Origin of the sequence: Methyloceanibacter caenitepidi (genome assembly GCF_000828475.1) — a bacterium.
Taxonomy (GTDB): Bacteria; Pseudomonadota; Alphaproteobacteria; order Rhizobiales; family Methyloligellaceae; genus Methyloceanibacter; species Methyloceanibacter caenitepidi.
Genome location: NZ_AP014648.1, coordinates 396,502 through 410,952, shown reverse-complemented (window position 1 = coordinate 410,952; position 14,451 = coordinate 396,502). Strand labels below are relative to the sequence as shown.

The 14,451-nt window shown below is 63.0% G+C and carries 9 protein-coding genes; 8 read left to right on the top strand and 1 reads right to left on the bottom strand.

Annotated elements, in window-relative coordinates:
- The first annotated feature begins 7 nt into the window (after positions 1–7).
- The 8 genes from GL4_RS01905 (at position 8) to GL4_RS01870 (ending at position 11,864) form a co-directional block, all read left to right on the top strand.
- Complete coding sequence (locus GL4_RS01905) at positions 8–1,783, top strand: N-acetylglutaminylglutamine amidotransferase (protein WP_045363939.1); 1,776 nt, start codon at positions 8–10, stop codon at positions 1,781–1,783.
- Positions 1,784–1,847: 64 nt separating this feature from the next.
- The gene (ngg, locus tag GL4_RS01900) at positions 1,848–3,554 is read left to right on the top strand and encodes an N-acetylglutaminylglutamine synthetase (protein ID WP_045369235.1); all 1,707 of its coding nucleotides are present in this window, start codon (positions 1,848–1,850) and stop codon (positions 3,552–3,554) included.
- A 70-nt stretch (positions 3,555–3,624) separates the two neighbouring features.
- Positions 3,625–4,803, top strand: a complete 1,179-nt coding sequence (locus GL4_RS01895) for an osmoprotectant NAGGN system M42 family peptidase (protein WP_045369234.1) — start codon at positions 3,625–3,627, stop codon at positions 4,801–4,803.
- Between the two features lie 169 nt (positions 4,804–4,972).
- On the top strand, positions 4,973–5,737 hold the full coding sequence (gene fabI, locus GL4_RS01890) for an enoyl-ACP reductase FabI (RefSeq protein ID WP_045363937.1): 765 nt from the start codon (positions 4,973–4,975) through the stop codon (positions 5,735–5,737).
- Entirely contained in the window at positions 5,727–8,081 is a 2,355-nt protein-coding gene (locus GL4_RS01885; RefSeq protein WP_052464045.1) for a DUF3141 domain-containing protein, read from the top strand. The genes fabI and GL4_RS01885 overlap by 11 nt, the downstream gene beginning before the upstream one ends.
- Positions 8,082–8,150: 69 nt before the next feature.
- On the top strand, positions 8,151–9,560 hold the full coding sequence (locus GL4_RS01880) for a bifunctional enoyl-CoA hydratase/phosphate acetyltransferase (protein WP_045363935.1): 1,410 nt from the start codon (positions 8,151–8,153) through the stop codon (positions 9,558–9,560).
- Positions 9,560–10,753, top strand: coding sequence for an acetate/propionate family kinase (locus GL4_RS01875; protein WP_045363933.1), 1,194 nt, complete (start codon positions 9,560–9,562; stop codon positions 10,751–10,753). The genes GL4_RS01880 and GL4_RS01875 overlap by 1 nt, the downstream gene beginning before the upstream one ends.
- A 208-nt stretch (positions 10,754–10,961) precedes the next feature.
- The gene (locus GL4_RS01870; RefSeq protein WP_082025405.1) at positions 10,962–11,864 is read left to right on the top strand and encodes a MipA/OmpV family protein; all 903 of its coding nucleotides are present in this window, start codon (positions 10,962–10,964) and stop codon (positions 11,862–11,864) included.
- A gap of 89 nt (positions 11,865–11,953) precedes the next feature.
- On the opposite strand, the gene GL4_RS01865 is transcribed toward GL4_RS01870, so the two are convergent.
- The gene (locus GL4_RS01865) at positions 11,954–14,419 is read right to left on the bottom strand and encodes a DUF3141 domain-containing protein (RefSeq protein ID WP_244462662.1); all 2,466 of its coding nucleotides are present in this window, start codon (positions 14,417–14,419) and stop codon (positions 11,954–11,956) included.
- Between the last annotated feature and the right edge of the window lie 32 nt (positions 14,420–14,451).

The following is a 14,451-nucleotide window of genomic DNA, read 5'->3' as shown; positions in this document are numbered from 1 at the left end:
TTGCAGTATGTGCGGATTATGCGGCGAGATCACATTTGACGGCTCGCCCGCATCGGTCGAGGCCATGGAGGCCATGACGTGCTCAATGGTTCCGCGAGGCCCGGATGCCGGCGGCATCGTCTCGCGCGGTCCCTTCGCATTCGGCCATCGGCGCCTGAAGATCATCGACCTGTCCGAACGCGGCCAGCAGCCCATGGTCGATTCGGACCTCGGCATAACGCTCGTCTTCAACGGATGCATCTACAATCACAAGGAGCTGCGCACGGAACTGGAAGCCAAGGGCTACCGGTTCTTCTCCACGAGCGACACCGAAGTGGTCCTCAAAGCATGGCATGCCTGGGGACCGGAGGCGCCGAAGCACTTCAACGGGATGTTCGCGTTCGTGGTCTATGAGCGCGATACCGGCCGAGTCGCAATGGGCCGGGACCGGCTCGGGATCAAGCCGCTCTACTACACCATGTCAGACAAGCGTCTGCGCTTCGCCTCGACGCTGCCCGCGCTCGTTGCGGCGGGCGATGTCGATACGGGGCTCGATCCCGTCGGGCTGGCGCACTACATGACGTTTCATGCCGTGGTGCCGCCGCCGCATACGATCCTGCGGGGCGTGAGAAAGCTGCCGGCGGCAACCTTGCGTCTGATCGAGCCCGACGGAAGCTTCAAGGATACTCAATATTGGGAGCTGCGCTTCGAACGCTCGGCGGAGGATCTTGCGACCAGCCACGCGGAGTGGAAGGACCGCGTGGGTGCCGCACTGCGTCGCGCGGTCGACAGGCGCATGATCGCCGACGTTCCGGTAGGCGTGCTGCTCTCAGGCGGCGTGGATTCCAGCTTGATCGTGGGCCTCTTGGCCGAAGCCGGACAGCAGCATCTGAAGACGTTCTCGATCGGCTTCGAGGCCGCCCACGGCGAAGCGGGCGACGAGTTCAAATACTCGGACATCATCGCCAAGCATTTCGGCACCGACCACACCAAGATCATGATCCCCACAGGGCACATGCTCGAATCCCTGCCGGACACGATCGCGGCAATGTCCGAACCCATGGTGTCCTACGACAATGTGGGTTTCTACCTGCTTTCCCGCGAGGTGGCGAAGCACGTGAAGGTGGTGCAGAGCGGCCAAGGCGCGGACGAGGTCTTTGCCGGATACCATTGGTATCCGAAGCTGGCGAATTCCAATGACGTGCTGACCGACTACAAGGCCCTCTTCTTCGACCGGGGCCGGGAGAAACTGGCCTCGCACCTCAACGAGACGTGGATGGCCGACGAGGACGAGCCAGCCCGGCTTGTGGAGGCACACCTCATGAAGGACGGCGCCGAGACGCCGTTGGACCGCGCCTTGCGCATCGACACCACCGTGATGCTGGTCGACGATCCGGTGAAGCGCGTCGACAACATGACCATGGCCTGGGGCCTCGAGGCGCGGGTGCCGTTTCTCGATCACGAACTCGTCGAACTCGCCGCGCGCGTACCGCCGGAGATGAAACTCAAGGACGAAGGCAAGGGCGTTCTGAAAGACGTGGCCCGCGATGTTATTCCTTCGTCCGTAATCGACCGGCCGAAGGGGTACTTCCCAGTGCCGGCGCTCAAATATATCGACGGTCCCGTCCTGGAGATGACACGCGATGCGCTGTCGTCCCAAGCTGCCAGCGAACGAGGGCTTTTCCGTTCGGGCTATCTCGACAGTCTTTTTTCTGATCCGAAGGCGCATATCACACCCTTGCGCGGATCAGAGCTTTGGCAATGTGCGTTGTTGGAGCTCTGGCTTCAGTCCCACAACATCTAGGCACGGCATGAGCACGGAAAAAAGCAGCGTACACGGCACGACGGAAGGCGGCCCTCTTAAGGACATGCAGCCGCGCGCGAATCTTTCGCCGCAGAGCGAGCTCCAAAGCAATGTCGCCTTCAACTGCGGCTGGGGACGTCTTCTGTTCGGCCAGACATTCGCCAGCGCGGCTGACTTGGCGGAGTGTCTGCGGGCGGAAGGCCCCGGCCGGCGCGACATCGCCTTCTACATCCTCGACCCCCATGTGGTTTTGGCGGCGGCCCCTCAGGAGCTGTTTCTCGATCCCTCGCATACCTATCGGCTCGATCTGAAGAAGTACGAGCCGGCGACCACCGCACCGCCGGGATTTCACATCCGGCGACTGGAGTCTCTGCAGGACGCCGAGGAGATCAACCGCATCTACGCGGCCAGGCGCATGGTGACGGTTGCGCCAAACTTCTTCTGGGAGAACCGCGACAGCGAAGCGATCACCTATTTTGTCGCCGTGGACGACAAGACCAATGCGGTCGTCGGCACCGTCACCGGCGTCGACCACAACGCGGCATTCGGCGACCCCGAGAAGGGCTCGTCGCTATGGTGCCTTGCGGTGGACACCCAGTCGACACTTCCAGGCATCGGCGAGTCGCTCGTGCGCCGCCTGTCGGAGCACTTCAAGGATCGCGGTTGTTCGTACATGGACTTGTCCGTCCTGCACGACAACAAGCTGGCCATCTCGCTCTATGAGAAGCTGGGCTTCATTCGCTGGGCCACATTCACCGTGAAGCGCAAGAACGTCATCAACGAGCAGCTTTTTACGGAAATCTCGGACGCGTACGACGAGCTCAACCCCTATGCGAGAATCATCGTCGACGAAGCACAACGGCGCGGTATCGGAACGGAGATCATCGATGCCGAGGGCGGCTTCTTCCGGCTGACTTACGGCGGCCGGTCCGTGGCCTGCCGCGAAAGCCTGACCGCGCTCACAACCGCCATCGCCATGAGCATCTGCGACGACAAGCGAGTGACGCGGCGCATCGTTAGCGCCGCAGGCGTGCAGGTTCCCGAGCAGATCAACGTGGATGACGAGGATACAGCCCGCGCATTTCTGGGGCGGTACGGGTCGGTCGTGGTGAAGCCGGCCCGCGGTGAGCAGGGCAAGGGCATCGCCGTAGGCCTCACGAATTGGGACGATGCGAAAGCGGCGATCGACTATGCGAAGACTCTCTGCAACGAAGTGATCCTCGAGGAATTCGTTGAGGGGGTCGACCTTCGCATCATCGTGATCAACTACCGCGTGGTGGCCGCCGCGATCCGAAAGCCGGCAACCATTATCGGCAACGGCAAATCCACGGTGCGCGAACTCATCGAGAAGCAGACGAGACGACGCTTGGCTGCGACGGGGGGCGAATCCGCCATCCCGATGGATGCGGAGACGGAGCGCTGCCTAGCCGCGGCAGGCTATACCTACGACGATGTTCCCGAGATCGATGCCTCGATCGCCGTCCGAAAGACGGCAAACCTGCACACCGGCGGCACGATTCACGACGTGACGGGTATCCTTCACCGGACCCTGATCGACGCTGCGGTCAATGCCGCCAAGGCAATCGAAATTCCCGTCACCGGCATCGATTTCATCGTGAAGACCCCGACGGAGCCGGACTACTGGTTTATCGAGGCAAATGAACGCCCGGGGCTCGCTAATCACGAGCCACAGCCGACCGCGGCGCGCTTTATCGACCTTCTATTCCCCCAGACAGTGCCTGCTACGGTGCGCAAAGCGCTTCAAATGTAGGCGTCCTCGTACTACCCATAGCCAATCTTTCAAAAGCGCCGACGAGCGCTGCGAACACCAGGGCTGCGTGATGACTATTCTCCATATCGATCTCGACTACCTCGCCGAAACGCTCGAGACTTTCCTCAATATTCCGAGCCCCACGAGCTACACCGACAATGCGGTGCGGTGGTGCGGCCAGGAGCTCGACCGGCTTGGCATTCCGTTCGAGGTTACGCGGCGCGGCGCCATCCGGGCCGTCTTGCGCGGCAAGGAGCGGCGGCCGGCGCGCGCGATCGCAGCCCATCTCGATACGCTCGGCGCTCAGGTGAAGGCGATCAAGGACAATGGACGCCTGGCGGTAGTGCCCATCGGCTATTGGAGCGCGCGCTTTGCCGAGGGCGCGCGATGCACCATCTTCACCGAGCGCGGAAGCTATCGGGGGACGATCCTGCCGCTCATGGCCTCCGGGCATACGTTTGGCGACGATGTCGACGAGCAGCCGACGGGCTGGCCCCACGTGGAGATTCGTGTGGATGCGCGATGCTCAACGGCCGAAGAAGCCACTCGGCTCGGCATCGAAGTCGGCGACGTCGTCTCGATCGATCCACAGCCGGAGTTTTTGGAGAACGGGTTCATCAGTTCCCGGCACCTCGACGACAAGGCCGGCGTGGCGGTGATGTTCGCGGCGCTGAAGGCCCTGATCGCGGTCAAGGACCAGCTTCCGGTCGACGCCTATTTCCTCTTCACGATCGAGGAAGAGGTCGGGATCGGCGCAGCCAATATCCTGACGGAAGACATCGCGTCGCTCATCGCGGTCGACAACGGCACTACGGCGCCTGGCCAGAACAGCGCCGAGTTTGGCGTGACGCTCGCCATGGCCGACCAGAACGGCCCGTTCGACTACCATCTCACGCGAAAGCTGGCCCGCCTTTGCCGCGAGGACGACATCTTCTATCAGAAGGACATCTTCCGGCACTACCGGTCCGATGTTGCCTCGGCGGTTGTGGCCGGGCACGACGTCCGCACGGCCCTGGTCTGTTTCGGCATCGATGCTTCCCACGGCTGGGAGCGCATTCACATTCACGCTCTGCGGTCACTGGCCGAGCTGATCACGGCCTATCTCTTGAGCCCGATCGCCTTCTGGCGCGATGCCGAGGAGGTAAGCACGCTCGAGGACTTCACCACCCAGCCCACGGAGAAGGCCGAGCAGAAGCTCTCGTCGGATGTGCGCATGGACGAGATCGAAGACGAGGCTGTGGACGAATAGCGGCGCGGAGGGGTCGCCGTGTGCCCTCTCAGCGGAATGTCGGCGTTATGACAGGCCGGGCGCGACCAAAGCGCGCAAGGGCCGCGTCCAACTGAAATCCGCCCGACTGAATCCCAAGTGTCATGTTGCATCGGTAGTTTCCACTGTCACAGACCTGCCGAGTCACACCATGTTCTCTCTTGCCGGAAAGAAGGCTCTCGTCCTTGGGGTCGCCAACGAGGACTCCATTGCGTTCGGCTGCGCGAAGGCGTTCCGCGACCAGGGCGCGGACCTCGCAATTACCTACCAGAACGATAAGGCCGAAAAGCATGTCCGGCCGCTCGCCGAGAAGCTCGGCACGGACATTCTGCTGCCCCTCGACGTGCGCGAAGACGGACAGTACGGGCAACTGTTCGACCGCATTCGCCAAATCTGGGGCCACATCGATATCTGCCTGCACTCGATCGCGTTTTGCCCGCGCGAGGATCTGCATGGCCGCGTGGTGGACTGTTCGCGCAACGGCTTCATCACGGCGATGGACATCTCCGTCTACTCGTTCATCCGGATGGTGCGCCGGGCCGAACCGCTGATGCGCCACGGCGGCAGCTGCATGACCGTCTCCTTCTTCGGGGCGGAAAAGGTTGTCGAGAACTACAACATTATGGGGCCGGCCAAGGCAGCGCTTGAATCGGTCACGCGCTACATGGCCGCGGAGCTCGGACCAAAGGGCATCAGCGTGAACGCGTTGTCGCCGGGGCCGCTGAAGACTCGCGCCGCCTCGGGCATTTCCCGTTTCGACGAATTGATGAACGAGGCAGCCGAACGCGCGCCCACTCATCACCTGGCGTCGATCGAGGATATCGGTGCCTACGCCGCCTTTCTCGCCAGCCGCGAGGCGGAGAATGTCACGGGCGGCGTGCACTACATCGACGGCGGGTATCACATTGTCGGATGAGATCCCCAACGAAACCGGTGTCTACGCACAGAGCCGCGACGCCTATGCCCGGCACGCCGTGGAAGACCTTCACCAGGCCAATGCCCAAGCGCAGCTGCTCGGCGCGCTTGCCGTCAAGCACGGATCGGCCATCGCGGAGAAGACCCGTACGGCCTGGAGCGGGCTTGCCGACGAATGGGCCGGGATCGCGGCCGGGTTCGCCGCCCCATTCGCCGCCAACAGCCTTCTGCCCTACTGGAAGGACGCGGCCCAGCGCTGGGTGCTGACGCTCGACACGTTGTGCCGGCGCGGCGACGCGTGCGCGGCCAGGGAAGCCGAGGGTTTCACGCCGGTGCTCGCCTTCGACTACGAGATCATCGTCGACGGACGGCTGCTGGAACGTCCGGCCAACTATGCGCTCGTGCGCATCATTCCGCCGGAAGGCGCGCCGCCGCCCCGCAACGACCGCCGCCCATGGGTGATCATCGATCCGCGTGCCGGTCAGGGAAGCGGCATCGGCGGCTTCAAGAGCGAGTCTGAAGTGGGCGAGGCCCTCAACGACGGTCACCCGGTGTATTTCGTCATCTTCTTCCGGGACCCCGAGCCGCATCAGACGCTGGCCGATGTCTGCGCCGCCGAGGCCGCGTTCCTGAAGGCGGTTCGGGAGCGTCATCCGAAGAGTTCCAAGCCCCTGGTGACCGGCAATTGCCAAGGCGGCTGGGCCGCCATGATCCTCGCTGCGACCCACCCGGATCTGATGGGGCCCGTGGTGATCGCCGGCACGCCCCTGTCCTATTGGGCCGGCAAGATCGGGCAAAATCCGTTCCGGTATCTTGCGGGCATGGAAGGCGGCGCGGTTCCGGCCCTGCTGACCGCCGATCTCGGTGCAGGCAAGTTCGACGGCGCGACGCTGATCCACAATTTCGAGCAGCTCAATCCCGGCAAGACGGTCTGGCGCAAGAACTACGATATTTTCTCGAAGGTCGATTGGGACTCCGAGCGCTACCTGGACTTCGAACGCTGGTGGTCCGGGTTCTATTTCATGAACGCGGCGGAGATACGTTGGATCGTCGAGACTCTCTTCGTGGGCAACAAGCTGGTCCGCGGAGAGGCCGTGCTCGATGACGGAACGCCGGTCGACCTCACACGCATCGACTCGCCAATCGTCGTGTTCGCCTCCCACGGCGACAACATCACGCCGCCGCAGCAGGCGCTGTTCTGGATCGCAGATCTTTACGAGTCCGTTCAGGAGGTGCGCGCGCGTGGACACGTGATCGTCTACACGCTGCATGACAGCATCGGCCATCTCGGCATCTTCGTGTCCGCAAAGGTCGCGAGTAAGCAGCACAAGGAGATCACTTCCGTCGTGCAGACGATCGAGTCGCTGGCGCCGGGTCTCTACGAGATGCTCATTCACGAGGGCGACGGCGTGCCGACCGTTTCGTTCGAGACCCGCACGATCGACGACATCCTGGCAATCGGGGGCGACCGCAAGGAGGAAGCCGCTTTCGCCGCCGTCGCACGCCTTTCGGATTGGGCGGTCAAAACCTATGAGCTGACAGTGCAGCCCCTACTGCGTGCGCTCGTCACGCCGGAGGTCGCCGAAACGTTGCGTGAGGCCCATCCCATGCGCGCGCAATACAAGCTCTTCTCGAGCGCCAATCCGTTGCTCGGCGGCATCTATCCGCTGGCGGAAGCGACGCGGGAGGCACGCGACCCGGCCGAGGAGGACAATCCGTTCTTGCGTCTGGAACGCCTGACGGCGACGGCCATCGAGGAGAGCTTCAACCTTGCCCGCGACATGCGCGATGCCTGCATGGAGATCGCATTCCTCGGTCTCTACGCGACCCCTTGGATGATGCGGCTTGGAGCCACATACCAGGCGCGCCCGCAAGAGCATAACATTCGAAAGCTGCCTCAAGTTCGTGACGCGATCCAGAACGCGGAAGCGGGCGGCTACAAGGAAGCAATCGTACGTATGCTGATCCTACTGGCACGCGCGCGCGGCTCCGTCCGGCGCGACCGCTTGGAGCGTACCAACCGCCTGCTCCATTCGCGCGCGCCCTTCGACACGATGACGCCGGAACGGCGCGCCCGCCTCATCAATGAGCAGAACATGATCGTCGAATTCGCAGCCGACGGGGCGGTCTCGTCTCTGCCCGTGCTGCTGCGTGACGACGTCGACCGTGTGCGGGCGGTCAATCTCGTGTTCGATATCGTCGGTCCCGCCGAAGAGATGGATGACCGAACGATCGCCATGTTCAAGCAACTGCAATCAACATTGTACACGATGGCCCGGGGGTGGAAGGAACGCGCTCCGGGCAGAAGCAACGGCGCGGCTCCCGGCATGCGCATTGGCGCTTGAGGCGCCGGGACCTCGCCCGAAAAAACGGCTGTCACAGCAGCGGAAAACAGCAGACCGCAGGAGACCTACATGATCCGCGAGAACAGGCTCTACGACGAACTTTCGATCGGCGACACGGAGTCGGTCAAACGTGTCTGCACAGCGAACGACCTTTTCGTATTCGCGCACGCGTCCGGCAATCTCAATCCGCTTCACATCCCGGACGAAGAAGATAAGGACCGCACAGAGGCCGTCGCGCCATCCATGTGGGTCGGCGCGCTGATTTCGTCGGTGCTTGGCAACGTGCTGCCGGGACCCGGAACACTGTACCGGTCGCAGAGCCTGCGATTTCTCGACCGGGTTCATGTGGGCGATGAGCTGACGATCACCGTTTCCGTGAAGGACAAGCTGCCCAATTCCGTCGTCGTCATGGACACCAAGGTCACGGGCCGGGGCGGCGAGACTGTTGCCGAGGGGGTCGCGGAGGTGCTCGCGCCCGAGCGCAAAGTCAGGATCGATATGGAAGAGCTGCCGGAGATCGTCCTGCAGCGGCATCAGCACTTCGACCATTACATTCATTTGTGCGAGGGACTGGAGCCGCTTGTGACCGCGGTCGTCGCGCCGGAGGAGAAGGAGTCTCTCGGCGGGGCGCTTTTAGCGGCGCGGCATTCACTCATCCGGCCGATCCTTATCGGATCCGAGCCGCTCATCCGCCAGGCCGCCCTCGACGCAGGCGAAGATCTCGGCCCATACGAGATTATCGACATTCCCGACCACGTCGCCGCGGCCGGCAGGGCTGTCGAGCTTGTGCACGAGGGCTACGCCGGGGCCATCATGAAGGGCCACCTCCACACGAGCGATCTGTTGCACCAGGTGCTGAAGAGCAAGGGTGGTTTGCGCACCAGCCGCCGCATGAGCCACGCCTTCGTGATGGACGTGCCGGGGCTCGACCATCCGCTGATCATCTCGGATGCGGCCATCAACATCATGCCCGACCTGGTCACGAAGGTGGACATCACCCAGAGCGCCATCGACGTGGCCCTGGCTCTGGGCATCGAGAAGCCCAAGGTCGGCGTTCTATCGGCGGTCGAGACGGTGAACCCTCAGATCCCTTCGACGCTGGACGCAGCCGCGCTGTCGAAGATGTCGGATCGCGGTCAGATCAAGGGCGGCGTCGTCGACGGCCCGCTCGCGATGGACAATGCAATGGACGCCGAAGCAGCAACGACCAAGGGCGTGACGGGCCTGGTCGCCGGCCATGCCGAGGTTCTCATCGTTCCCAATCTCGAGGCGGGCAACATGCTTGCGAAACAGCTCGCTTTCGTGTCCGGCGCCGACGCTGCCGGCATTGCACTCGGCGCTTCCGTTCCCATCATCCTGACCAGCCGCGCCGACGGCGAGAAGGCGCGGCTCGCCTCGTGCGCCATCGCCGTGCTGTACCGGTTCTGGCAGGAGAACGGCGTTCCTGTCGGGTCGCGACTTGCGGAGGCAGCCGAGTAGTGCCCCATATCCTCACGCTCAACGCCGGGTCGTCTTCCATCAAGTTCGCGCTGTTCGAAGCCGGCAGCCTGAATGAGCGCGTGCGCGGGCAGATCGAGGCGATCGGGACAAAGCCGCATCTCAGCGCGCGGATCGCCAATGCGGAAAAAACCGAGACGGATCTGGATGCCGCCGAGGTCAGCGATCATGCCGCGGCGCTAGCCGCAATTCTCGCGCTCATGGAGGACAGATTCTCCGGCGCCGACGTAAAAGCCGTTGGGCATCGCATCGTTCATGGCGGCCCCGACTACGGCTCGCCCGTGATCATCGACGAAGACTGCCTCGCGAATCTTGAGAAACTGATCCCGCTGGCGCCGTTGCACCAGCCGCACAATCTATCCGGCGTGCGGGCCGCGCAAGCGGCCTTCCCCGACGCGACGCAGGTTGCGTGTTTCGACACGGCGTTCCATCGGCAGCATCCGTGGGTGAACGACACCTATGCGTTGCCGTTGGAGCTCTATGAGGAAGGGATCCGGCGCTACGGCTTTCACGGGCTGTCCTATGAATACGTGACGCGCGCTCTGCGGCAGCTTGCGCCGATGCACGCGGCGGGGCGTGTGGTCGTCTCGCATCTCGGCAACGGCGCTTCGATGTGCGCCATCCAAGGCGGACAGAGTGTCGGCTCCACGATGGGCTTCACCGCGCTCGACGGCCTCCCCATGGGAACGCGCTGCGGTCAACTGGATCCTGGCGTGGTTCTTTATCTGATGGCCGAGAAGGGACTGACGGCCGCGGAGATCGAGAACCTGCTCTACAAGCAGTCCGGTCTCAAAGGGCTATCGGGGCTCTCGAACGACATGCGGGCGCTGGAGGAGGCCGGCACGATCGAGGCGCGGCGCGCGATCGACTATTTCGTCTATCGCATTCGCCGCGAGCTCGGGGCCATGGTTGCCATCCTGTCGGGGCTCGATGCGCTCGTTTTCTGCGGCGGCATCGGCGAGAACGCCTGGCGCATTCGCGAGCGCGTCTGTCAGGACTTCGGATGGCTGGGTCTCGAACTGGACGAATCGCAGAACCGCGCGGGCGAGACGATCATCTCCTCCCAGCGCTCGCGCGTTCGGGTCTTCATCATCCGCACCAATGAAGAGTTGATGATCGCCTCTCATGCGGCCGAGAAGGCGCAAGAGGCCATCGCTTCGGCAGCCGCGGCCTAAACCAGGCCGTGCAGGCCGTTTGCCGTCAGGGGCAAGGCCGCTGGCCGAGGTCTCTCCGGCCGCCGGACCGCCCACCGCGGCCATAGCTAAGCTCCTCTCTTTCCATCGCAAATTCCTATGACGATCTTCGGCTCAATGTGGCCTTCACGACTATTGGGTTAACCATATCCGTGCTAAGAACACGGAACGATTCAACGGGGTTTCACGAATGCGGTTTGGGTTGGGGTTTGCGCGGCACCTGGGTTGCGCCCACGGTGCTTTGAAGGGCGGCGTCGTCTGTGCCGTCCTGGCAGGCGGCTTTGCCGTCTCTGACGCGCATGCTCAGGCAGCTCTGGTCGACGGCCCAGCGGCCGGCGAGACCGTTGTACGGAAGAGCGTCGCGCTTGGCGCTGCCGCGATCATCCAGCCCAAATACGAAGGCTCCAACGAGGTCGAAGTCATTCCGATCCCGATGATCATTCCCTCGTTTGTCGAGACCGAGGACACGCCGGATGGCATCTTCAAGGAAGTGCGCCAGCGCATCACTTTTCGCGGGCTCGATGAGATCCGGATTCGTGCCTTTGGCGGCGACCATTTTCAGATTGGGGCGGTGACCGGCTACATCACAACGCGCGATCAAGACGATGGCGATCTTCTGAAAGGCCTCGGCGATGTCGAGGGCGGTCTGGTGCTCGGCGCGTACACAGCGTACACGCTAGGGGCCTTTACGTTCGATGCCGCCTATATCGACAAGGTCACGGGCGAGTCCGCCGGTCCGCAATACCGGTTCGGCATCGAGACCGAGAAGCAACTGACGGATCGCTTGAAGGCCGGCGTCCGGGTCGGCACAACCTTTGCCAGCGCGGAATACATGCAGACCTATTTCGGCGTGACGCAGGCCGAGGCCAATCGTTCGAAGGCAGGTCTACCGGTCTACAAGACCGATGGCGGCATCAAAGATGTCTTCGTCTCCGTTGGCGGCACGTATGACATCAGCGACCGCTGGGTCTTGAAGGGCGGCGTGAACTATAGCCGTCTTCTGGACGAGGCCGCGGACAGCCCCGTCGTGCAGACCCCCGACCAGGTTTCGGGCACTGTCGGGCTCGCCTACCGCTTCTACTGGGACCGTTAGGCCGAGCACGACGGCCGCGCCGCTTTTTCCTTCAGATTTCGAAAACAGTTATCCGTTGAGCCCGGCACATTGTGCCCTTCGCCGTGTGCCTACTCGGCGGCCGACGGCATCCGCACGCCCCCGCGCAAGGTACCGAAGCTACGGCCCGCGAGCGGATCCTTCGTGATGTCGCCCGAAATCGGCGACAGGTTCAGGACATGGCGGAAACGCTGAAGCATTTCCAGCGTGTTCGGCGACATCTCTTCGATCGACCCCGGCACGTATTGGGCGACCTCGGCGGCCAGCTTCCGGTCCTCGTTCGTCTTCAGCAGATCCGGCAGAGTCTGGATTGCCGCTTCGCGCTCGAATTGAACCACCAGGGTCTGCTCATCGATGATTTGCCGCCGCTGGTCGGTGTTGAGAGACCGGAAAGGCTCGTCTTCGGTGAGCACCGCACCAGCCCGCTCCAGCCTGTCGCGACGCACTTCGCCGCGCGAGTCTGCCAGCAGGATGAGCATGCGGATGACCGCCTCCGTGAAGCCGCCTTCCGAAATATGGCGGAGAGCCGTCTGAACCTCGGGAAGAGCGCGGAGTTCCGCCTCGTTCTTGAGCGTCCGCCCCAGGAGATTGGGCGCACCGAACGACGCGGCCCACGGCGTCGACCACATCGAGAAAAACATGTTCTCGTACATCGCGTCACGCACGTCGCGCATGAAGTCGATGGACTGTTCGAACAGCGCGGCAAACACTTTCTCGGTCTGAACGAACGGGTTGTCGGCGGCCGCAGGCTGCCGCTCCTCCTTGGCCTTCTCGGCTAGACCTGTCACGCCGGCCATCACGGGATTGCGTCCGGATACGAGCCCGCGCTGCAACCGCAAGGGATGCAGCATGCGCGCAAGTTCGGCGATACCCGGATTGACCGCAGCCTTCACAAATGGCCTCAGGCAAAGATCGTAGAGCTGCGCCTGAATCTCGGACATGCGCGCGACGGCGGCAAAGGGCTTTTCGTCCTCGCGCTTGGCATCGAGGGCGCGGAGCTGATCGAGCCTGCGTTCGTGGAAGCTCACGGTGAACTCGCGGCCCTCGCCGTGACCCTGATAGTCGTCGATCTTCATTTCGTACAGGCCGGGCGGAAGCGATTCGATCGCTTCCATTGTGCCGGTCATCTCCGAATGCTCGCGCTTGGCGATCTTCGAGGAGACAAAAATGCCGAGATGGCCGACCTGCTCATGCACCATGTAGATGATGCGCTGGCCCCGGATCCTGATTTCCGAGGCATCCGCATAGCTGTCCGCAATCCAGTTCAGGGCCTGCTGCGGCGGCGTGATGTTGTCGCCCTGGCTCGCGAACACGATGATGGGCGAACGGATATTCTTCACATCGATGTGGCGTCCGGGCTCGAGCTGCGCTTCATTTTTCGCAAGGCGGTTGCCGACGAAGAGCTGCTCGACGATCCAGTGGATCTCGGCCTCGTTCAGAAGGAAGAACCCACCCCACCACTTCTCGAACTCCAAGAAGCGCTCGCGGCCGTGATCGATATCCCGATAAAGGTCGTAGTACTTGCCGAAATAGTTTCGGCTCGGATTGAGCAATTCGAAGTTCAGCACCAGGTGGGCGCCGTCGAACACGCCGTCGCCCATGTCGGACCAGAACATCGGCTGCCATGTGCCACCCAGAATGCCGCCATTGTAGCGCATCGGGTATTTGCCGACTTCTCCGCCCCAGGTCGCAACGGGCGACCCGTTCAAGACGATCGGTCCCGTGAGGTCGTGGTTCGTCGCAGCAAGGAGAAGCGTCGCCCAACCGCCCTGGCAATTGCCGGTGATGACGGGCTTCGGCGATTGCGGATGGCGCCGCGCCACCTCGCGAACGAACTCGGCCTCGGCGCGCGTCACATCGGAAAGGTCCTGCCCGGGTATGGGCTCGCGACGGAACGCGACGAAGTAGACCGGGTGGCCCTTCGCCAAAGCCACGCCGACTTGGCTGTCGGACTTGAAGCCGCCGATGCCGGCGCCGTGGCCGGCCCGCGGGTCGATGATGATGTAGGGCCGCAGAGCTGCGTCGATCTCGATGCCCTCGGGCGGCAGTATTTTCAGCAGCATGTAGTTGCACGGATGGAGCAGGTTCGCACCGTCGAGCACGACCTCGTAGTCATACGTCAAGACAGGGGGACACCCGGCCGCCTCGTGCTCCAGGAAGATGTCGCCGCGTTCGCGCATCGTATCCAGGAAGAGGGCAGCACGCTGCGTGCTGTCGTTGACGTAGGCCTGCCAGGCCTCGGCAAGTTCGTCCAGGTCCGGCTTTTCGGAAAAGCTCTTGGCAATGTCCGACAGCGTGGCCAACGAAGCCTTGAACCGTTCCTGATGTTCGCGGGAAATGCGCTCGGCGTGGCTCATCGCGCTGTGCATCAGGAAGCTCTGCGTCGTCTGCAGGCCATCGGAGATCTTGGTCGCAGCCTCCACCCGGCGATTGAGCATCACGGCTGGCGATTCCGAGACCGCCTTCGCGACGGAGTCGAACATGGATTCGATAACGTGGTCGGATGTCGTGCCGGTGTCGGCAACCGTATCGGTCATGGAACTGTGGACCTTTGATGTGCAGGTCTGCG